At 68.9% G+C, this 20986-nt stretch carries 16 protein-coding genes; 9 read left to right on the top strand and 7 right to left on the bottom strand.

From position 1 onward, the window contains the following. The 3 genes from AOK18_RS13310 to eccE form a co-directional block, all read right to left on the bottom strand. On the bottom strand, positions 1–997 hold a 997-nt coding region (locus AOK18_RS13310), incomplete at its 3' end, for an SCO5717 family growth-regulating ATPase (RefSeq protein ID WP_276205351.1). 605 nt (positions 998–1602) lie between these two features. Then, entirely contained in the window at positions 1603–2376 is a 774-nt protein-coding gene (locus tag AOK18_RS13305) for a hypothetical protein (protein WP_055694479.1), read from the bottom strand. Then, positions 2376–3701, bottom strand: coding sequence for a type VII secretion protein EccE (gene eccE / locus AOK18_RS13300; RefSeq protein ID WP_079104997.1), 1326 nt, complete (start codon positions 3699–3701; stop codon positions 2376–2378). The genes AOK18_RS13305 and eccE overlap by 1 nt, the downstream gene beginning before the upstream one ends. 223 nt (positions 3702–3924) lie before the next feature. Here eccE and eccB point away from each other — a divergent pair, with 223 nt between their 5' ends. From eccB to AOK18_RS13285, 3 genes are read left to right on the top strand one after another with little or no spacing between them, the layout of a single operon-like run. Continuing rightward, the gene (gene eccB, locus AOK18_RS13295) at positions 3925–5451 is read left to right on the top strand and encodes a type VII secretion protein EccB (protein ID WP_055694477.1); all 1527 of its coding nucleotides are present in this window, start codon (positions 3925–3927) and stop codon (positions 5449–5451) included. A 29-nt stretch (positions 5452–5480) separates the two neighbouring features. Further along, on the top strand, positions 5481–6743 hold the full coding sequence (mycP, locus tag AOK18_RS13290; RefSeq protein ID WP_079039639.1) for a type VII secretion-associated serine protease mycosin: 1263 nt from the start codon (positions 5481–5483) through the stop codon (positions 6741–6743). After that, entirely contained in the window at positions 6740–7342 is a 603-nt protein-coding gene (locus AOK18_RS13285; RefSeq protein WP_079039640.1) for a hypothetical protein, read from the top strand. Before mycP ends, AOK18_RS13285 begins: the two co-directional genes overlap by 4 nt. A gap of 88 nt (positions 7343–7430) precedes the next feature. On the opposite strand, the gene AOK18_RS13280 is transcribed toward AOK18_RS13285, so the two are convergent. The 3 genes from AOK18_RS13280 to AOK18_RS13270 are packed head-to-tail and all read right to left on the bottom strand — an operon-like array spanning position 7431 to position 10936. Continuing rightward, the gene (locus AOK18_RS13280; RefSeq protein WP_055694476.1) at positions 7431–8054 is read right to left on the bottom strand and encodes a hypothetical protein; all 624 of its coding nucleotides are present in this window, start codon (positions 8052–8054) and stop codon (positions 7431–7433) included. A 3-nt stretch (positions 8055–8057) separates the two neighbouring features. Continuing rightward, on the bottom strand, positions 8058–10370 hold the full coding sequence (locus AOK18_RS13275) for a DUF6571 family protein (RefSeq protein WP_055694475.1): 2313 nt from the start codon (positions 10368–10370) through the stop codon (positions 8058–8060). 59 nt (positions 10371–10429) lie between these two features. Continuing rightward, on the bottom strand, positions 10430–10936 hold the full coding sequence (locus AOK18_RS13270) for a hypothetical protein (RefSeq protein ID WP_055694474.1): 507 nt from the start codon (positions 10934–10936) through the stop codon (positions 10430–10432). Positions 10937–11553: 617 nt separating this feature from the next. Here AOK18_RS13270 and AOK18_RS13265 point away from each other — a divergent pair. The 5 genes from AOK18_RS13265 (at position 11554) to AOK18_RS13245 (ending at position 15964) form a co-directional block, all read left to right on the top strand. Further along, positions 11554–11973: a hypothetical protein gene (locus tag AOK18_RS13265; protein WP_338119113.1), complete on the top strand. Its 420-nt coding sequence runs from the start codon at positions 11554–11556 to the stop codon at positions 11971–11973. A 2-nt stretch (positions 11974–11975) separates the two neighbouring features. After that, positions 11976–13760 (top strand): WXG100 family type VII secretion target, encoded by a 1785-nt coding sequence (locus AOK18_RS30805; RefSeq protein ID WP_079104996.1) that lies wholly within the window; start codon positions 11976–11978, stop codon positions 13758–13760. 90 nt (positions 13761–13850) lie between these two features. Continuing rightward, positions 13851–15110, top strand: a complete 1260-nt coding sequence (locus AOK18_RS13255) for a S8 family serine peptidase (RefSeq protein WP_420865607.1) — start codon at positions 13851–13853, stop codon at positions 15108–15110. Positions 15111–15230: 120 nt separating this feature from the next. Next, on the top strand, positions 15231–15575 hold the full coding sequence (locus tag AOK18_RS13250) for a WXG100 family type VII secretion target (RefSeq protein ID WP_055570868.1): 345 nt from the start codon (positions 15231–15233) through the stop codon (positions 15573–15575). Between the two features lie 89 nt (positions 15576–15664). After that, positions 15665–15964 carry a WXG100 family type VII secretion target gene (locus AOK18_RS13245; protein WP_055570869.1) on the top strand — a complete coding sequence of 100 codons (300 nt, stop codon included), beginning with the start codon at positions 15665–15667 and terminating at the stop codon, positions 15962–15964. A gap of 194 nt (positions 15965–16158) precedes the next feature. Here AOK18_RS13245 and eccCa read toward each other — a convergent pair whose 3' ends face one another. Further along, positions 16159–20133 carry a type VII secretion protein EccCa gene (gene eccCa, locus AOK18_RS13240; RefSeq protein WP_055694471.1) on the bottom strand — a complete coding sequence of 1325 codons (3975 nt, stop codon included), beginning with the start codon at positions 20131–20133 and terminating at the stop codon, positions 16159–16161. A 315-nt stretch (positions 20134–20448) separates the two neighbouring features. On the opposite strand from eccCa, the gene AOK18_RS13235 reads away from it, so the two are divergent. Beyond that, on the top strand, positions 20449–20986 hold a 538-nt coding region (locus tag AOK18_RS13235), incomplete at its 3' end, for an EsaB/YukD family protein (RefSeq protein ID WP_420865606.1).

The raw sequence follows: 20986 nt of genomic DNA, 5'->3' as shown, positions 1-20986 counted from the left end.
CCACCGGCGGCGCCGGGGGAGTCCAGGTGGACGGGGCCGGGGGGCCGGAGGTGGCCGTGTCGCCGGCCACCGACTCGGCACCCTCGGGTGCGGGTGCGGGTGCGGGTGCGTCCGTCCCGTCCCCGGCCGTGACGACGGCGCCTCCGGAGCCCTCCGCATCCTCCGTGTGCTCCGTGTCGTCCGCGTCGTCCGTGTCGTCCTCGCCCTCCCGGGGGTTCTCCGGGGAGGGGCCGGAGGCGTCGGCGGCGACGTCCTCGTCCTCGGGACCGCCGGTGGCCCCGGCGTCCGCGTCGTCACCGGTCCCGCCCCGGGCGCCGACCGGCTCCGGCGCCGTCCGCGACTCGGTTCCGGTCCCGCGCTCCTGGAGCTCCCGCTTCAGGGCGGCGGCGGAGAACCGGATGGTGGCACCGCTCTCGAGGTCCCCGCTGCCGGAGTCCGGATCCTGCCCGGGCGCGGACCGGGGCGCGGGCACGGACACGGGCGTCCCGCCCCACTCGCCGCCCTCCGAAGCCCGCTGCGGCTCGAAACCGCTGCCCTCCGGCAGCCTGGGCACGACGCCCGGCTCCCCGGCCGGCGGAGCGGGTGGAGTGAACGGGGTCCCCGACGCGGAGACCGGCGGGGTGGAGGGAGGGCCCGGCGGGGGAGCGGGCGCGGGCGGGACGAAAGGAACCTGCGGAGCGGGCACCGGAATCGGCGGAGGATCCCCGGCGCCCACGGCGTGCGGCGGCGGAGTCGGCCCGGGCAGCGACGGGACGGACCCACCGGTTCCCGAGGCGGGGACCGGCGAAGGAGCGGAAGAGGGAGAGGGGGGCGAAATGCCGTTCCCCTCGCCGGAGTTCTCAGGCCCCGAACCTCCCGAAGCGTTCTGCGTGTACCAGGCCGGCGGCGCGTAGTCGATGGTGAACTCGCCCGTCGCCTCGACGGCGGACTCCGCGTCGGGTTGGTCATCGCCGGGTGTCGCCCAGCCCCCGCGCGTCCCGTCCCGATCGCTGCTCACAGTTCCTCCTGGTGTGGTCGAGCACCCTCACGCCGTGCTGAGGCGACCCTTGCTTGTCATTCGCAGTCGTCCGAGGTCGTCCGATCCACCGGCTCTCCCCCTGTGACGCCGACGCCCGGTCCCCGGGTTCTCACGTCACGTCAAGACCCAGCCTAATCACCACAGGCACCGCCCGGGCAGCCCCATCCTCACCCGAGCGTCCGCCCCCGCACCACGGACTGCCCCCGAAGTGCCGTGCAGGGCTCCCCCATCCGTGGACGCTCCGCCGGACACCCTTGAACAAGGCGGACGGAACATCGGTGAGATCCCTGGGAACCCGGTGCTTCGACCGCCGCTTCGCGCGGTGCTCCTGTCCGCTGTCCGCGTCGAACCGTCCCACTTCCGTGGACGATCACGGAACGGGGCACAGGAGGAGTGCTCTCCGGCGTCCCCTCCTCGCGGGAGTCCCCGGACAGGGGAACCACGCGTGAACTCCGGCCCGCCCACCACGGCTCCTCCACTCCCGCCGGCCGTGGAGGACAGGGCTGGGAGGCGCCACCGGAGCAGCGCCCGTGGCGGCCGCTCCCGAGGCGATGCGCGAACGGGTGCTCCACCGGCCATGAGGGTCAGTCGATGCGGCGCGGCGCTCCCAGCAGTCCCGTCTCCGCGTCGGTGGGCTGGGTCATCACGTACTGGTGGTCCCGGTCGGCGTACCAGAGGGTCATACCGTCGGGGAGCGTCGGCAAGGACTCCACTTCGGTCGGCGAGAGGGCCATGATGCGCCCCAACTCCGCCGCCTCGTCCGGTGAGACACGTTGGACGCCCGTGAGCCGCGCCTGCCGCACGAGCCGGGGAGCGACCGGGCTGAGGTACGGCAGCAGGGTGAGCACCGACTGCCACGGCCCCGAGGTCACCCGTCCACGCGGCGGCCGCATGCCGCAGTCCCGGACCACCAGGACCGGCCCCATCGCCGAGGCGCCCTGCGGCGGCACTCGGCCCACGTCGTGCACGGTCATCCCCGCCTGGCCTCCGCCGACCGCCTGGACGACCTGGGCCCAGTGCCCCGGTCTGCCGGTCTCCACCGTGACCCTCGCGCCCGTCGCCGCCGCGCGCAGTGCCAGCACCTGTGCCGTCCAGAGACCGCCGATGAACAGGATGTCGAACGGTGTCGGCCGATTCACCCCGAGGACGGCGGGCTGTCCCTCGGCGTTCACCCCTACCACGACACCGTCGTCCCCCACGGGCAGGGCGAGCGTGTCCACCTGGGAAAGGGACAGGGTGTGCCGCGGATGACGGGGTCCCAGGAGCCCGAATCCGGTGCGCAGACGTCCCCCGAGACCAGTGCGCGGCTGATCCCCGGAGGCCGGCCCGGCAGGATCCGACGGTGTGGGCGTGACCATCAGCGGGCACCTCCGAGCGGCAGAGTGGCGAGTACGGCGGGTAGTTGCTCACGGTCCAGGCGGACGATCCCGGTCCGTGCCTGGCGTGCGGCCCGTTCCAGGGCCCGGCGCGCCTCGGACAGCTCGGTGCTGCTGCGACCCGTGACCCGCACGTGCCCGGTGACCGACACGTCCTGCTGCCCGCTTGGGGCCAGCACCAGGCTGAACGTCGTCGCCAGCGCGGGAACCGCGGTCAACCGGGCCACCAGCTGCGGCAGTCCGATCGCGGAGCCGCCCAGTTGGGGCCAGCGGCGTACCCAGTACGTGGTGTGCCGCCTGTTGTCGCAGCGCCAACTGCGGCTGGACTCCTCGGTCCGTCGCCGGGGCGCGTCGCCCTGCCCGAGGTGAGAGGTGACCATCGGGTTCGCACATGCCGAGGTGGCGATCGCGGCGGACAGCTCCTCCTCGGTGAGCAGATTCGTACGGAACCCGGCGCCCGTCAGCCTGCTGGACAGGTGCTCCGCCGAGCGCACCAGACACTTCTGTGTGCCGAGAAGCCCGCCGCCCCGCGCGGCCACCGCCTCCGCGCACAGTTCGGGATCGAGCTTCAGCGCGATCCACATGATGCGGACCGCGGGCGCGGCCGTCTCCGCCTGGAGCTGGGCGTAGTTCGTCACCACGACCGATTGCTGCGGCAGGTGAGGAGCGGGTGCGGGCTGAGTGTGCAACACCACCTGCGCCGACTCCAGGCGAATACCGTCCACGTCGAGCACGTCCCGCACCAGAGCGAGCGGGAGCGGCGTACGACCGCGCTCGGCGCGGAGGGCACCGGCATCCGCCTCCACCTGGAGGACGGCCGTGAGGAAGCTCCCGTCACCCACCATGCCTACCGGGCGCCTGTCGTAGTCGTCACGGCGGCTGTAGGTGTACGTCCGCAGGTTCGGCTCGCACTCCACGGCCGGGGCCAGACCGGAGTCGACGCCGCGCGGCAGGGGAGAGCCCGGGGCCCTGCGCATGCGGGCGCGCAGCGCCAGCCGGCTGCCGAGCCACTCCGGCAGGAAGCGCCCCCGGCGGCGTACGACAGCGAGGAGCACCAGGAAACCGGCGATCACACATCCCGTCACCAGCGAGGCGGGACCGACGAGCCAACCGCACACCACCAGCGCGGCGGCGAGTTCCAGCAGCACCAGCCGCTGCAGCGCGAAGGAGCCCCCTCGCCCGGAACGAGCCCGCAGGTGCGGTGTGACGGAACCGCGACCGGTCGCGGAACCACCGCCCGTCGGCGCCGCGTCGGCCCGCCGTGCCGCGGATTGCGAGCGCGACCGGGTTCGCGGAGCGGATGCCATCACTGCAAAACCCCCGAACTCTCCCTGAAAATCACCGCACTCGGCAGGCGGCAAGGCTTCAGCACCCTACCCGTGCCGCACGGACGACCGCGCAACAGGCATAGTTGGTGCCGGGTCTGACAGCCGAGGTTCCAGAGGCACCCGGAGCGGAGCGGGCACCAGCGGCCTGCCCCTGGTACTCCGCCGGTGCACATGGCTTCGTACGGGGAGAGAACGAACACAGATGGCATCACGGCGCGATGAACTGAACGCCTACACCTTCGCGAAGCGCCGCACCCTCGCGTCCTTCCTGCAACCCTCTCCGACGGGCTCGGAGGAGGGAGCGCCCAAGCCGCTCAGAGCGGTCGTGCCGGGCGTCATCGTCGGGGTGGTCGTCCTCGCGGTGTTCGGGGCGATCGGCATGTTCAGCCCGACGGCGCCGAAGGGGTGGGACGAGCCGGGGGCGCACGTGATCGTGGCCAGCGACTCCACGACCCGGTACGTCGTGCTCGAGACGGACGGGAAGAAGCAACTGCACCCGGTCCTCAACATGGCGTCCGCCAAGCTCCTCCTGGACCCGGACAAGGACAGTGTCATCACCGTCGACGAGGACGTCCTGGACAGCGGCAGACCCCCGCACGGGGCCACCATCGGCATTCCCTACGCACCCGACCGCCTGCCCTCGCCCGACGAGGCGGAGAAGGCCATGCGATGGGCGGTGTGCGAGCGCCCCGGACCCGGCGGCCGGGCCATCCAGAAGGCGGCGTTCGTCCTGGCCGAGAAGGAGTGGCCCAGGACCGAGGGCCCGAACAGGCTCGCAGGGGGAGAGCTGATGTACGTCGTCGGCCCGGACGGCAAGAGCCAGTACGTGACCGACTCGCGCGGATACGCCTACCCGCTGGCCGATCCGGCCGACAAGGAGCTCCTCAAAGCCCTCGACACGCAGGGCCGTGCCCCGCAGCGTGTGTCCCAGGAGTGGCTGGACACCCTCCACCAGGGCGACCCGGTCGCGATCCCCGAGATCACGGGCACGCCGGGCGCGGACGCGGGCGCCTCCGGCATGCTCAGGCAGTACGACAAGATCGGCATGATCATCAAGGCGTACGACGGCCGGCGCATGCAGTACTACGTGGTCCTGAAGGGCGGCGTGGCACGCATCTCGGAGTTCACCGCCACCCTCCTCCTCAACAGCGGTGACCTCGTCGGCGTCGGACAGGCCGGTGAGGCCCAGCAGGTCAGCCCTGGCGCGGTCGTCGACAGCACCGAGTTCGACGGACAGCGGAACTGGCCGGCGTACCGTCCGAAGACGGTCAACGGCGCCACGGACGCCGGCGGCGGCCGCAACACCGTCTGCAACGTGCTGCGCTCGGTCGACGCCAAGTCGGGGGCCACGACCCTCTCGACCTGGGCGGGCACCGACTTCCCCGCCCAGCTGCCCGCCGGTTCCTCGAGCGCGTACGTGACTCCCGGCTCCGGCCAGCTCTACCGGCAGTTCCAGGGCACCGAGACCAGGGCGGGCGGGGTCTTCCTGGTCACCGACACGGGACTGCGGTACGCCCTGCAGTCCAACAACGACAGCACCACGGACGACAAGGGCATCGGAACCTCCGGGAAGCAGCGTGAGCAGCAGCTCGACGAGGCCCGGATCGCGCAGACCCGCTTCGGCTACGAGAAGGTGGAACCGTCCCCCGTTCCGGTGAACTGGTCGACGTTCCTGCCCACCGGCCCCCGCCTGTCGGAAGCGGCGGCCCGGCAGCCGCAGGGTTCGTAGCGGACGTGGCTCCCGAGGAGAAGGAAGTCATGCTGCGAGCCAACGGCAGGAAGATCCCCCGGACGGCGGCGACCGTGCTCGCGGTGACGGTCCTGTCCGGCGGAACGCTCTGCGCGTTCCCGCTCCCCGAGGCGAGGGCGGACGACGGCGGCCGGTGCACGTTCCCCTCGAAGAAGTACGAGGGCCGGCCGTGGTCGCTGCAGCGCGTCAACCTGGACGAGCTGTGGGAGCAGTCGAAGGGCAAGGGGGTCAGCGTCGCGGTGATCGACACGGGGGTCGACGTGAAGAACCCCCAACTCGGCGACGCCGTCGACGTGTCCAAGGGCAAGAACTACCTGCCCGCCAAGAACACCGAGGGTGAGGAGATCGAACGCGGCAACGCCCGGGGCACGACCGACACGGTCGGCCACGGCACACGGGTCGCCGGCATCATCGCGGCCCGTCCCGCCCAGGGGACCGGCTTCGTGGGCCTGGCACCCGATGCCACGATCATCCCCGTCAAGCAGAACGACGCGGAGGGCAACGGCACCGCGGAGACCCTCGCGTCATCGATCCGTTACGCCGTCCAGGCGGGCGCCGACGTCATCAACATCTCCCAGGACACGGCAAACGCCGTCCGGCCCGACCCGAGCCTGAAGGAGGCAGTCGACCACGCCTTGGACCACGAGGTCGTGATCGTCGCCTCGGCCGGGAACGACGGCCTCGGAGGCAACGACAAGGCCACCTACCCGGCCTCCTACGAGGGCGTCCTCGCCGTGGCGGCGTCCGACCGCAACAACGAACGGGCGCCGTTCTCCCAGTCCGGAAAGTTCGTGGGCGTGGCCGCCCCCGGCGTCGACATGGTCTCCACCGTCCCCGGCGACGGCCACTGCTCGGACAACGGCACCAGTTTCTCCGCGCCGTACGTGGCCGGAGTGGCGGCCCTCCTGAAGGCCAAGTACCCCGAGTGGACGGCCGCCCAGATCGTCGCCCAGATCGAGCAGACGGCAGAACGCTCCATCCCCGGCCACGACCGCCTCGTCGGCTGGGGCGTGATCGACCCGGTCCGGGCCCTGACGGACGTGGACCCGGCCCACCCCGTGGAGTCCCCCCGGGCCGAGGAAGGGGGCGTTCGCGCGAAGGCGCCCTCCGTGGCCCCCCTGCACCTCGGTGAGACGGCCGAGGAACGCAACACCCGTCTGGGAACGTACGTGGTGGTCGGCGGCCTGGTCCTGGTGGCGGGCCTGACCGGTACGGCGGTCGCGGTGCGGGACGCACGACGCCGGCACGGAGGGCGGGGAGGCCACTCGTGACGCACCTGTCGGTCCTCGTATTCGTCCTGGCCGCCCTGCTGCTCGCCATGGCCTGCGTCAAGGCCGACCGCGTACGGGCCTGGCGCGAGTCGTTGAACCCCTCGGCCCCCGACGTCCCGGACGCGGCCTTCGTCGTCGCGCGCCTGGTCCTGGTCACGACGGCTGTGGCCGGGATCGTCGTGGGTGTCCGCGGTCTGGCCGTCGAGGACGCCGTGAAGTGGAGCGACGACGAACTGACCAGCGCGGTGGAGCAGGCCGTGACGGCCCTGGACGGCACGACCGGACTCGGTGACCTCTACGGCAGCGCCTCCACGGTCGACCGGGAGAACGCCAGGATGATCGAGGACGAGGTGGTGGAACACGGCGGCGGCGACGCCCCGCAATCCGGCGTCGACGCCTATCCGGCCGCCGGCAACACGGCCCCCGACTCGAGCTACACGGTCAAAGGCGACGGCGCGGGAGCCGCCTTCTGCGTCCACGTGCGACGCACCCGCTCCAAAGAGGACGACTGGCATCCCCCGGGCATCACGGGGGGAGAAGGGACGACGGTGGTGCCGGCCTACGCGTACGCGGTGACGAGCCGCGAGGGAACCTGCTGATCCGCCTGCTCCCGCACGTACCCGCCTGCCGGCAGAGAACCTACCGTTCCATCACCGACCACGAGATTGAAGCCCCGTCATCATTCGCTCAGCTCAGAGAGATGTCACACCTCGCCTTGGTGTGCGCGTATGTCGCTGCATTCTTCGCCAGTTCGATCAGGCCCGCTCGTATCTCGGCGTCACTTGCCTTTCCTGCCTTCTCGAGGTGCACGACGACGCTGAGGTTGTACTGGCCACCCGGAATCTTTCCGGGCGACGTGCAGGGCGCGAAGACAGCGGCCACAGAGGGCGAGGCAGTCCCTTTGGGACCCGTGGTGAAGGGCGTCAGGCGGTCATGTCCCTCTGCGTACTGCGCGACCTCACTGTCGACCCAATTCTGGAACGGCTCGTCGCGCATCATCTGTGTCCGGGCACTCAAGAGCTGATCTCCACCACCTGAGACGAAGCAATCCGAACTGTAGCTGCTGTCCTGCTCATCCACCCGAAGGTTCACGTCGTCATCGGATGCGTACGAGGATTTCTCCGGGAGTACGGATCTGAGCGCGCCGACGGATTGGGCCACCTGACCCAGCGAGTCGCACACGGCGCTTGCTTCGATTTCCCCCGTCTCATCCCCGAACGGAGGGGCTTTAAGGAGGTACAAGGCACCAAACACGCCCGCGAGTGCGATGGCGACGACAGCGACTACGTACCCGTTCCGTCTGGTATTCATGGTTCAGTCTTCCTTTTCCAGCTGTCGAGGAATGCCCTCGCCGTCGAGCGCTTGGTGTACGTTCTGTCCAGCGTTGTTGAAACCCTGCTCTGCCGCCGTCGCAGCAGCTGAGACGATGAGGGGAGAAGAATTACCGGCGTTTCCCCCAGCCTTCTTCGCGGCGCTCTCGACGAGCGTGTAGGTCGAATCCTTCGTGCCGTCCAGATCCTGTCCGTTGCGGTAGACGACCTCGCCGGAACTGTCCTTCATCGCGCCGCCGGTGATCGCGCCGATGATCTCGTCCACGGCAGTGCCGGCCACGCTGCCGGCGACAACGCCACCCGGACCAGTGAGCGGAGCCGTGCCGAGCCCGACACCGATCCCGACTGCGGTTCCTCCCCAGGTTCCGACCTTCTCGATGACGGCGTTGTAATCTGCGTCTTTCTTACCGCCTTCGATCTCGCCTTCGTAGGCTCGGCCCGCTCCGATGGTGCCCTCTACCTCGCCGGCCACACGGGCGACATCCTCGATGGTCTTCTTCAGGTTCTCCGTCTCGGAGAAATTCGGATCATTCAGGTACGCATCCGGGTGCTGGAAGTGGTACTGCATGAGACTTGTCGTGTAACTGTGCTGGCCCAGGTTGACAGCCGCATAGCCTTCCGGATTCCGACCCACGGAATACAGGAAGCGGGTGATGTCGGTTTCGCTGAGTTCGGCTGCTGTGCCCGCGACGGGGAAAAGCTTGTCCTCGCCTTCCACGCCGGGGTGCAGACCACGGTGGATGTCCGGCATGTATTCCGCGGCTATCTGCCCCATGCTGTCGGACATATAACTGTTTTTCGTGAGCCGGGACGGGTCGTCTGCGATGGAGGCCACCAGGTTCTGCATGAGCTTCGCCTGCCCGTCGTTGTGCGCGGGAGTGTCCACTGTCGGCATCTCGCCCGCCGGGTGCCCTGTCGTCGCGGCCTCCAGTGCCAGCGCCAGGTTGTTCTGCCCGGTGTGGAGGTCGTCTCCCTTGAGGTTCGACTCCTTGGGCCACTCCCGCTCCTCGAAGAGATACTGGAAGTTGGACAGCGAGACCTTCCCGTTCTTGCCGTTGCCGTCAGTGTCCCGCTCGAACGGGTTGTCCGGGTCGTCCTTCGAGACGAACTGCTGGTTGAAGAAGTCGGTGGCTGCGTCCGGGCTGTTGGAGAGGCCCTTCAGGTAGCCCGTCAGCGGGTCGGCCCCGCTGTCCTCTCCGATCCGGTTGAGCTGCGGAATCGCGAGGCTGTTGTGCCAGGCCGAGTTCGCATGCCGACCGTTACCGGTGTGCTTGCGCTCGGTGGCCATGAGTTTCGTGCCGTAGTCCTTGAGGAAGCGGTCGTCGTAGTCGCCGGTCCGCATCAGGTTGCTCATGACCTGGAAGCCCATCGGGCCACCGTGGTTGCCGTGGATCGGCTTGTCTCCGATGTCGATCATCGTGCGCTTCCAGTCGGCCATGGCCGCCGAGTCGCTCTGTGTGGCGTTCGCCAAGGTCATACCCAGGTTCCGCTGCAAGTCGTCGAACTGCTCCAAACGATCGTGCTTCAGCTCCCGGTCACTTCTGTGCGGGTCGTTGATCCCGCTCCAGAACTCCAACGTCTTCTTGGGCCCGAGCGCCGTGGCGAACCGCTCGGCGAACAACTCGTCACCGGCGTACTTCTTGAGCCCGGCGTTGATCCTGTCGAAGTCCTTGACGCTCAGGTCGTCGGGGTTCTTCTTCGCGAGGGCGGCCAACTCGTCGGCCCGCTTGATGGCTTCGGCCGCGGAGTCCCGGTCCTGGTAGCCGGCGTCGGAGAAGCCCATCGTGCTCTGATCGGCAATGGCCCGCAGTACGGTCCTGGCGGAGTCGTCGCTCTCGGTGGCCTTGTCGAGGATGCCCTGGATCCGGTCCCGCAGCGCGGTGATGTCCGCCTGGTTGTCCTGGTCCATCGTGTGGCGTGCTTCCGGGGGGACGTCCGTGGTGACGGTGAAGCCGCCCTCGTACCCGATGACCTTCAGGCTCTTCTTCCGGCCGCCGTCGATGGCCTCGACGAGCTGCCGGTGGTAGCCCTTCAACTCACCCACCGTGTCGTTGAGGATCTTGTGGATGGTGTCGGCCTGGGTATGGGCATCGGCGAACTCGCCGGCCGTCTTACCGATGAACTCCTGGGAAACCCTGGCGTTCACGCCGGCCCAGTCGGCCTTGTCGGCGCCCTTGTGCAGGTTGTCCTCGGCGTCCTTCTTGAGGGTTTCGAGGTTCTTGACGAGAGTCGACCAGTCCTTGACGGCGTCGTCGAGCAGCTTGAAGTCGGCATCGCGGAGAGTGTCGAGTTCCATGGGATACGTCCTTGAGGAGGAGCGAGTAGCGAGCGGAAGCCAGGGCTTACGCCGACGTCCTACTCATCCTTCTTCTTGCTCGGCTCTCCGTAGATCTTGTTCTTTTCGCCCGGTGCCCCGACCCGCTCGTCGAAACCGGCGTCCAGCAGGGCGATGCTGCTCATCTGCCGCTGGATGTAGCCCTCGTCCCCGTCATGGATCTTCTTGGTGACCCGCATGTGGTTCGAGATGTGGGCGCAGGCGTCCATCAGGGACTTGAGCTGCTCCTCCCAGCGGTTCGACACGTGCCTGAGTCCCGCACCGAGTGCGAAACCCTGTTTCGACAAGTCGGCGGCCGCGGAGTCACTGCTGGGTACGGAGACCCGTGCCTTGTCCCACAGCTGGTCGTAGAGTTCGAACGCGGCCGAGCCGATCTTGGTGAGCGCGTCGTTCGCGACCTCGAGGTCCCCGTACTCGGAAGGCTTCGGAGGACCGCCGCCGTCCAGCTGGTTCAACTGCATCTGCGCGGAACCCTGTTGACGCTGCAGCGCTTCGGCTTTGAGCTGTTCCCACTCGTTCCATGCCATGGACGGCACCCTCCCCCTGCGCTGGAACGCCTCCTGCCTGTGCTGGTCGGAGGACGCCCTGCGGTGTCCGGACGTCACCACAAGTTAGCAACTGACGTAGAAGAGACGGCCTGTTGTGTCCGAGGTGTGGCGGTTGCGGAGGTGGGGGTTCCGGGGAAATGTGCTGGGGCTCGTGCAAGCCGGTACGCCACGGGCTTCACGCCCGACGGGCCGAGACACATGCTGAACACGCGGACGGGGTGGTGAAGCGCCCCCGCCGTGGCGTTACTTCGAGCGGTACCGCGGCGGACGACCGAGGAGGCGGCGGAGTGGCTCGATCTTTTCGTACGTGCAGTGCGACGGGGACGACGAAGCCCGACCTCCGTCGACCGCTTGTGCCGCGAGTGGCTCCCGGCGCTATTCGTCGGATCGGTCGAAGTGCCCTGTCCGGTAGGGCTGGGTAACTCGACTGGCACACATCACGGTTGGCCCTGTGGTACCGGTTGACTACAGTGGTGATCGCATGGCGCGCGCGACTTGGTTTGCGATCGCGGGGGCGGGTGGCCAGGTGGCCACAGTCATGGTCCTACGGGGAAACGGGGAGGAAGCGAGTGCTTCCAGCAGACATGGTGGGGGGCGTGTCGACCGCCAGGGCGATGAACCTGGAGGTCACCGGCGAGGCACTGAGCACGTTCGTGAAGCGTGTGGACGGGATCCTGAGCGATCTCGAAGGGTCGCCGGGCAACCCGAGACGCGTCGGCTCCCAGACGATCAAGCCGGGGTCGCTGGCGGGGAACCCGTCCGCTTTTCCCGAGGCGCAGGACCTGTACGTGCAGTACAACCAGGTACACGAGAAGCTCACCTCTCTTTCCAGGGCCCTGCACCTGCAGATCGAGGCGATCGGTATCGCCGTCAAGGGTGCGCACGTCGGTTTCGACAACCTCGAAGAGGAGCAACGGCGTCGCTTCTGGGCGATCCAGGTGCAGATGCAGAAGACCCAGGCAACAAGCGACGACAGTCAACGCACTCAGAGCGACAAGCCCATCGGGGGCCTGTGACCATGACCGACGAGCAGCATGAGCAGGACCTGGAGCGGGTCTCCGGGCAGAACTCGTTCACGGACCTCACCCGGCACGCCGAAGAGCACCCGAGCAGCGGCTTCTTCCGCGGAGCCATCGACAGCATGGTGCGTTCGGTGACGGAGAAGACACCGTACGGACGAGCGATGCACGGGCGCACCGACTTCGACGAACACCGCCTGAACGACATGATCGCCCTGGTCGAGCAGGCCGACCCGGAGGACCTGGAGACGTCCGGGAAGGCCCTGTGGGACGCCCGGGACGCCATCTCGGACGCCGCCAAGGAACTGGACGGCCGCATCGAGAAGGTGCACTGGGTCGGAGAGGCGGGTGAGGCCTTCCGCAAGTGGGGGCGTTCACTCGTCATCAGCACGTACGGGCTGAGTGACTTCGCCGGCGGGGCGGGGGACCAGATCAGCGCCGCCGCGGTGGGCCTGGCCGCGGTGCGCGGGGCCATGCCGCCGCGTGATACGAGGCCGGCGGAGAAGGCGTTGCGGCCTGAGCAGCTGCCGACGCCCAAGCAGGTCGAGGGCAACGCCGACTACGCCGAAGCGGTTCGCGTGGAGAAGGACCGCCAGGAAGCGATCAACCAGATGAACCGGTTGTCGTCCTACTATGCGGTGGCTCGCGAGCAACTCATCGAGCTGAAGTCTCCGGAGTTCAAGGCCATGCCGGACGTGGGAGTTCCGAAGCCCACACCTGGCGTTGTCGACTCGCACTCCGCTCAGGGCGGGGGCGCGTCGGCGGCAGCTCACCAGGCAACCGGCGCGACAGGCAGTGCAAGTCAGCAGCCGGCAGTCCCCCAGGCGGAAAGAGGGGAAATCCGCGACTCAAGGGATGTGCCACTGCATCCCGTGGATTCCTCACGACCTCCCGCGGAGCCTGACATCGCGGTAGGAACGGTGATTGACAGCGTCGGCACCTTGCCCTCGTCCATTCCTGGAGATGCTGCTCCGACTGTCGGTCCTCCCGGTGGGAGCAGCAGCGCGAACAGTGGGTTCGCGAACGGCTACGGGACGTCGGTCGGCAACATGGTCTCGAGAAACGGCACGAGCGGACCGGGCGGCCTCCGAGGCCCGGTGTCCGCCCAGGGACGAGCCGGTGCAGCAGGCGTCAGCAGCACGGGTCTTGGGCGCCCGGGCAACGGACCGGTTGGCCAGATGGGCCGTACCGCAGCGACCGGCCAGTCGATCGCCAAAGGGGCGTCTCCTGGAGCGAAGCCGCTGCCTATGGGCCCAGGGGTGACCGGCGGTACCGCGAGACCGACCGGGGCGTCTGGGCCGCGCGGTGGCGGAGCAACCGGCGCGGGTCATGCGAACGGGGTGGTCGGGGGGCGGCCCGTGACCGGAGCCGCGACACCTGCGAAGAACGGGCCCAGGGTTCCCCGAGGAACGGTGATCGGTACAGAGGCGGCAGTCGGCTCCCGGTCGGCGGCCGAGAGGCGTACTGGACAGGGTGGAGTTTTCGGTGGGCCCGCCTCCGCCGGGAAGTCCGGTTCCGTCGCCAACCGCCCTCGCGTCGGACCGGCGACGTCCGGGTCCATTACCGGCAGTCCTGCCGCACGTAACTCCGCAGTCAATGCCGAGCGGAACGGCATGACCCGTGGAGGCTCCGGTCTTGTGCGCGGGCCAGGCGGCCGTAGGAGGCCGGACAAGACTTCGGACAGGGACCGGGAAGAAACACCGCGTGGCGCCCATCCGACCGATGACGAAGAGCCCCACTTGCCCCCTCAGCAGCGGCGCGGCATGCCGCCGGCCGTCAACTAAGCACCAGTGAGGACTCATAACGTCATGAAGGCAGGGACCGGCCCACTGGCCGAGCGGAGTGTCCTCCGCAAGACGCGTCACCGGCGACGAGTGCACGCTGTGAGCGCGGTGATCGGTGCCGTGGCGGCTGCGAGCGTGGCATTTGCTCCGCACGCCGTGGCATCCGATGCCCAGTCCCGACAGTGGTATCTGCAGCCGATGCAGGCAGACCAGATGTGGAAGCACAGCACTGGAAAGGGCGTCAAGGTCGCTGTCATCGACACCGGTGTGAATCCCCATACGGATTCCCTGGAGGGCCAGGTACTGGTGAACGAGGTGCCCAAGGCTGTTGCATACGGTGCTGCGGACGACTACACCGGTCACGGGACGAGCATGGCTGAGCTCATCGCGGGCACGGGAGCCAACGGCGGTGTACAGGGTCTCGCACCTGACGCGAAGATCGTCCCCTACCGCATTCACTTGAACGGTTTGACAGGAGCCGAGGACAAGAAGAAGACGGCCTTGCCCGCGCAGGCAATCAAGGCCGCGGCCGATACTGATGCAAACATCATCAACATGTCTTTCGGTTCTCCATATTATGATCCGGATGTAGAAGCGGCGATCACCTACGCTGCCTCGAAAGGCAAGATGCTGATTGCGAGTGTAGGAAACGACGGCAACACCGGCGAAGACAACATCGGCTATCCGGCCATGGCTCGATACGTGGTGGGCGTTTCGTCGATGAGCAAGGAAGGAAAACTCTCGGAGTTCTCCTCGACAGGCAACTACGTCGACCTGGTGGCACCCGGTGAGGGCATTCCCGGTTACTGCCAACCCAGTTTCACGTCGTACTGCCCGGACATCAAGGGAACAAGCGCCTCCACGGCCATCGCCTCCGGCTCTGCCGCCCTCATCTGGTCCGCCCACCCCGACTGGACGGCGAACCAGGTCACCCGCGCGTTGATCGACACCGCAAGCCGCAACTGGCCCAAGGACAAGCCGACCCAGCACGCCGGGTACGGCACGATCCGTCCCCGCAAGGTGCTCGAGAACCCGGACTACGACGCCGGCCCCGCGTACTCCGACCCCCTCGCCAAGTGGAACGGCAAGAAGGGGGAGAAGCTGGTGACCGAGATTCCTCCCGCCTCTGCGGCCTCCCCCTCCGCAACAGCCTCGTCACAAGCCCCGGAGACCTCTTCTGGTGCCGACAAGACGGCAGCAGGATCGAAGGGGGAGAAGGCGGAGCAGACGGCGGCCGAGTCGTCGGGTGACGACAACAGCACCCTGTGGATCGTGCTCGGCGCCGCGGCAGCGGTGGTCGCGGTCGCAGGCGGCGCCTTCGCCCTGCTGCGAGCGCGTCGCGCCACGTGACGTCAGCGGCCGCCCGAGCCCCGATCCGCTCGGCCGAGGCATGGAGAACGTGCTCACCGCGGTAGGGCGTTGAGCCGCACAGTTGGACCCCGAAACGGAAAGAGGGAGGGCAGGCGGAACATGGCCGTCGACCAGAAGCTCGAAGATGCGGCAGTGATCAAGCTGCAGAAGGACATGTACGAGAAGTTCGAGAACATCCGCAAGCGGGTGCACAGCCTGCAGGGTGTGATCGACGGCCTCGAGGGCCAGTGGCAGGGCATCGGCCGTGCCGCGTTCGACAAGAAGCAGTACGAGATCAACGAGTCCCTGCAGAAGATGGGCCGCATCCTCGGTGACGTCATCGAGGCGATGACCGCGACGCGCAACATCAAGGACAGCAAGGAGGACGAAGTCCTCGCGGCCGTGAACAAGATCAACGTCAACCACGGTGCCCCGACGGTGTCGCCGTTCAGCTCGATGACGTAAACGCGTTTCAGGGTGTCGACGGACCAGTGTGTACGAGGGCGTCGACGCGTGGACATCAACCACAGGCGAACGAGACGAGGTAGGCAGGGATGAGCCGTAATGCGGACGGTCTGCAGGTAGGGTACGGCGGACTCGACTTCGCGGCGACCACCATCGCCAACGAGGCGAAGCAGCTCGACGAGGACATTCAGCAGCTTCGGACGATGGTGCTCAACAGCAAGCAGTACTGGGTGGGCAAGGCGCAGGACACCTTCGACGAGAAACTGCGGCGCTGGGACAAGGAAGCCAGCGACATCCACCAGGCCCTGATGGGCATCGGGCATGTCGTGGGTCAGTCGGGCGGTACGTACATGGAGGGCGACCTGGCGGCGTCCAGGTACCTGCAGTAGTCACCGGCGGCCGAGGCTGCGGCACAGACAAGGGTGGGCGTGCGCGGGAGGCGCCCACCCTGCTGCTGTCCGCCGTCGGACACGACGGCGGACAGGGTGAGGGAACGACAGGCGCCGTCCCCGGCCGGTGCCGCTCAGCCCACCAGCGGCAGGGGGGGAAGAACCGCAGGACGGCCCGATCCTCCGGGCGGCCGTCACCGCCCGTTCCCGTCCTGCACCAACCCCACCTGAACCAACGGCTTCCCCCGGCGCCGCGATACGAACACGCCCCGCCCCGGCGGCATCTGGCGCGGACGTACTCCACCCAGTAGGTCACCCTCGGCCGGATCGCCGCTGAGGACGATGCCCTGGGCACCGAGTTCCTTGATGCGCTGTATGAAGGCCTCGTAGCCGGCCCGGCCCGCGCCCGCGGTGGAGCGGGCGATGATGAAGCGCACGCCGACGTCCCGGGCGAAGGGCAGCATCTCGGTCAGGACCGCCAGCGGGTTGCCGCTCGACGTGGCCACCAGGTCGTAGTCGTCGACGACGACGTAGATCGTCGGGCCCCGCCACCAACTGCGGTCGCGCAACTGTTCCGGTGTGACGTCGGCGGTCGGGGTACGGCGCTGCATCAGGTCGGCGAGCGCTTCCATGTGGTGCTGCATCTGGTTCGACATGGGAACGTACTCGGCCAGGTGCGAGGAAGGGGTCACGCCCAGGAGGGAGCGACGGTTGTCCACGACGAACAGCTTGCAGCTGTCCCCGTCGTGGCGCTCGGTGATGCGCTGGATGAGCAGCTTCAGCAGGTTCGACTTGCCGGACTCGCTCTCGCCGAAGACGAGGAGGAACGGGTCCTGCTCGAAGTCCACGAACACCGGCTCGAGATTGTCCTCGTCGAGCGCGAACGAGACGCCGTGGCGGGGGAACCGGTCGCCGGACGGGAGCCGGCGCGCCGGGAACTCCCTCGGCAGGAGCCGTACCGCCGGAGCACCGGGCTGCTGCCAGTGCCGGGAGACCTCGGTGCCGAGCGCCTGCGTCGCCTCCGCCAGGTCCGTGTCGGAGGACAGGCCGTCGATGCGCGGCACCGCGGCCATGAAGTGCTGCTTCTGTGGAGTCTGGCCGCGGCCGGGCACACCCGTGGGCACGTTGGCCGCGACCTTGCGGTCGAACTCGGAGTCCATGGGGTCGCCGAGCCGCAGTTCCAGACGGTTCATCAGCTGGTCCTTGAGGTTGCCGCGGACCTCCATGGACCGGGACGCCGTGAGGATCAGGTGGATGCCGTAGCCGAGGCCGCGCGCCGCGACGTCCAGGACGAACGGCTCCAGAGCGTCGTAGTCCGTGCGGAAGTTCCCCCAGCCGTCGATGACCAGGAAGACGTCACCCCAGGGCTGATCGGCCACGGAGATGTCGCCTCGCGCACGACGGCTGCGGAACTCCGCGATCGAGGAGATGCCCGCGGTGCGGAAGTACTCCTCGCGGCGTGTCATGACGCCGTACACCTCGGCCGCCGTGCGCCGTACCTTCTCGGGGTCGAGGCGTGAGGCCATGCCGCCCACGTGCGGAAGTCCCGTCACGGCCGACAGGCCGCCACCGCCGAAGTCCAGGCCGTAGAACTGCACCTCGTGCGGGGTGTGGGTGAGGGCGAAGGACGCGATGATCGAACGCAGCAGCGTCGACTTCCCGGACTGCGGACCGCCGAGGATCTGCATGTGGCCGGCCGCGCCGCCGAAGTCCACCCACAGGGGGTCGCGGCGCTGCTCGTACGGCTTGTCGACGAGACCGACGGGCACCACCAGCCGGCCCGCGCCTTCGTAGTCGGGCTGGGTCAGGCCGCGCCCCGGCACCCCGGCGAGGCCGGGCAGCAGTGTGTCGAGCGAGGGCGGGCTGTCCAGCGGCGGCAGCCATACCTGGTGGGCGGCCGGACCCTGCGCCTCCAGGCGCCGCACGACGACGTCGAGCACGGTGTCGGCGAGCGCCTCGTCGGTCTCGTCCCGTGCCTCCCCGCGCTGCGGGGGGACCGCCAGGTACCGCACCGGAACCCGGGCGGCGGTGAAGAGCACGGGCCGGCGGTCGACCGGGAGGGGCCCGCCGTGGGACGCCGTCTGCTGGGCGCCCGCGCGGTACACGCCCGAGACGTACGCGGCCTTGAAGCGCACCATCTCGTCCGTGCCGAACTTCAGGAAGCCGGAGCCGGGGACGTTCGGCAGTTCGTAGGCGTCCGGGACACCGAGCGCCGCACGCGACTCCGCCGCCGAGAAGGTGCGCAGACCGATCCGGTACGACAGATAGGTCTCCAGGCCCCGCAGACGGCCCTCCTCCAGCCGCTGCGAGGCGAGCAGCAGGTGGACGCCCAGCGATCGGCCGATGCGGCCGATCTGCACGAACATCTCGATGAAGTCCGGCTTCGCCGTCAGCAGTTCGCTGAACTCGTCGATCACCAGGACGAGGGACGGGATCGGCTGCAGCGCGGCACCGGCGGCGCGGGCCTTCTCGTAGGCGTGGATGTTGGCGTAGTTGCCGGCGTCGCGGAGCATCTCCTGGCGGCGATTGAGCTCACCGCGGATCGAGTCACCCATCCGGTCGACGAGGGTCAGGTCGTCCGCCAGGTTGGTGATGACCGCTGCCACGTGGGGCATCTGTGCCATACCCGCGAAGGTGGCCCCGCCCTTGAAGTCCGCCAGCACGAAGTTGAGGGTCTCGGAGGAATGGGTGACGGCGAGACCGAGCACCAGAGTGCGCAGCAGCTCGGACTTTCCTGAACCGGTCGCACCGACGCACAGGCCATGCGGGCCCATGCCCTCCTGTGCGGCTTCCTTCAGGTCGAGCATCACGGGCCGGCCGTCCTCGCCGACACCGATCGGCACCCGCAGCCGCTCGGACTGCGAGCGGGGCCGCCAGGTCCGCCTCGTGTCGACCGAGGCCGCGTCGCCGAGGTTCAGCAGATCCGTGAACTCCAGGTTGGCCAGCAGCGGTTCGTCGTCGTCCCCGCCCGAGGCCATCCGCAGCGGCGCGAGCTGCCGCGCCAGGGCCTCGGCAGCCTCGTACGGCAGTCCGTCGGGCGTGCCTTCGTAGACCATGCCGTGAGCCGACTCCAGGCGCAGCTCCTTCGGGTGAACGACGATCGAGAGGTCACCGCGCCCGCTGGTGAGGTTTCCGGTGACGACTTCCAGCACGGTGACGCCCTGCAGCCCCTCCGGGCTCGCGAACAGGGACGTCGGCGGCAGCGAAACCCCGTCGAGTACGACGACCAGGTGCGGCTGGTCCGGCACGGGCTGCCCGTCCGGGTGGAAGCGGGGGCGCCCCTGGAGCCGGTCGGCGAGCAGGTCCTCCAGCTCCACCGGGTCGGTCGTGATCAGACGCCTGCTGCCCGCGCCGTCCGCGGCGCCCTCGGACTGCACGTGCGGCAGCCACTTGCTCCACTCCCACTCCTGCGTGCACTCGCGGCCGGCGGCCACGGCGATGACCAGGTCGTCAGGGGAATGCAGCGAGGCGAGGGAAGCCGTGACGGCGCGGACGGTGGCGCGCACGGTGCCGGGATCGCCGCTGACCGTCACGTGGTAGAAGGCGCGCAGCGAGACGGCCATGGGCAGGTCGTCGAGGGTGCCGTGCGTGGCCAGGAAGCGCTGCATGGCGCCCGCGGTCAGCGGCTCCAGTTGGTCGACCGGCGCGGTCTCCGGCGGAATCAGGGGAGTGGCCAGGGCCTGCGGGCCGAGACCCACCCGCACCTGACCGAAGTCCTCGTCACTGGTGCGCCGTTCCCAGACCCGGCTGCCCTCGGCGACCAGCGCCCACAATTGCTCCGGTGAAGGATGCAGGTAGTACTGGGCATCGCGCTGGGCCCGGGCGGTCGTCTGGGCGGACTGCCTGGCCTGCGACAGGTAGCGCAGGTAGTCCCGCCGCATGTCGGCCATCTGCCCCTGGTTGCCCCGGCGGTAGCGGATCAGCATCGCGATGCCCATGGCGATCGTCGAGGCCACCATCACCATGCCCATGATCTTCATGAACGGTTGGGCCTGCGGATTGAAGAAGAAGACCACGGATCCGCCCATGCCGAGCATGGGCAGGAGTTGCATCAGAGCGCCTTCCTGCTGCCCACGCGGGAGCTCGGGCGGTGGCTGGAGAACGACCTCCTGCGTGGGCACGTCCTTCGGCAGTGCCCGTGGTGGGCGCTTGACGACGATGTGACTCACTTCGCACCAATTCCCTTGCCCGGCTGGCCCGTTCCGTCCGCCGCCCCGTGTCCGGCGCACGTCGGTCGCGAGGGGTGATCCTACTGACTCGCACCGACCGCGGCGGACGATAGGGTGCCCGTGCGACGTGTGAACGATTGCGAATCGGCCCAGGGCCGCGCGCACGACGCCACGTCGGAATGAGCGTTCGCGCCTGCTCCGGATCCGGTGAAACCACTGACGGGCGGAGCGGTACGACGGAACATGGTGGTCACCCGCGAGTGAGACGCGACGGTAGCGCGCTCAGCCCGCATTGCCGAAGAGGGGGAACAGCAGGTGAGCATGACGGCCTCCGCGCCGGCCGGCACGGCCGGCGGACCGGGCAGCACGGCCTCAGCGGGATCGGGCGCGGGGCTGGGCTTCTGCCGGGTCACCATCGTGGCGCCGGACAGCCGCATCGACGTGGCACTGCCCGACGACGTGCCGCTCGCGGACCTCTACCCGGAGATCCTCCGGTTCGCCCGGCAGAGCCCCGCCGAGGGCGCCCCGGTCGGCTACCACCTGGTCCGGCGGGACGGCACCGTCCTCGACAGTTCCCGGTCCTTCGCGGCGCAACGCATCCTCGACGGCGAACTCCTCGCCCTCCGCCCCTTCTCCGAGTCGCTTCCGCCGGCCGTCGTCGACGACGTCTCCGAAGCGGTCGCCTCCGCGGTCACCCGGGACCGGTCCCTGTGGCACGGCGACCTCACCCGTGCCGCGGGCATCGTCGGCGGTGGCGTGCTGTCCGCCCTGCTCGCGTTCGTCGCCTGGAACGCCGACCCGCGGCACGACATGCACGGCCTGCCCGGCATCCTCGCGGGCACCGTCGGAGTCC

This window comes from Streptomyces prasinopilosus, from assembly GCF_001419695.1.
Taxonomy (GTDB): domain Bacteria; phylum Actinomycetota; class Actinomycetes; order Streptomycetales; family Streptomycetaceae; genus Streptomyces; species Streptomyces prasinopilosus.
The sequence above is the reverse complement of the archived record's forward strand: the minus strand, read 5'-3'. Positions and strand labels throughout refer to the sequence as shown.

Coding starts and splice junctions, on each gene's coding strand:
- AOK18_RS13305 (WP_055694479.1), bottom strand. CDS start 2,376: ATGGTCACGCCCACACCGTCGGATCCTGCCGGGCCGGCCTCCGGGGAT.
- eccE (WP_079104997.1), bottom strand. CDS start 3,701: ATGGCATCCGCTCCGCGAACCCGGTCGCGCTCGCAATCCGCGGCACGG.
- eccB (WP_055694477.1), top strand. CDS start 3,925: ATGGCATCACGGCGCGATGAACTGAACGCCTACACCTTCGCGAAGCGC.
- mycP (WP_079039639.1), top strand. CDS start 5,481: ATGCTGCGAGCCAACGGCAGGAAGATCCCCCGGACGGCGGCGACCGTG.
- AOK18_RS13280 (WP_055694476.1), bottom strand. CDS start 8,054: ATGAATACCAGACGGAACGGGTACGTAGTCGCTGTCGTCGCCATCGCA.
- AOK18_RS13275 (WP_055694475.1), bottom strand. CDS start 10,370: ATGGAACTCGACACTCTCCGCGATGCCGACTTCAAGCTGCTCGACGAC.
- AOK18_RS13270 (WP_055694474.1), bottom strand. CDS start 10,936: ATGGCATGGAACGAGTGGGAACAGCTCAAAGCCGAAGCGCTGCAGCGT.
- AOK18_RS30805 (WP_079104996.1), top strand. CDS start 11,976: ATGACCGACGAGCAGCATGAGCAGGACCTGGAGCGGGTCTCCGGGCAG.
- AOK18_RS13250 (WP_055570868.1), top strand. CDS start 15,231: ATGGCCGTCGACCAGAAGCTCGAAGATGCGGCAGTGATCAAGCTGCAG.
- AOK18_RS13245 (WP_055570869.1), top strand. CDS start 15,665: ATGAGCCGTAATGCGGACGGTCTGCAGGTAGGGTACGGCGGACTCGAC.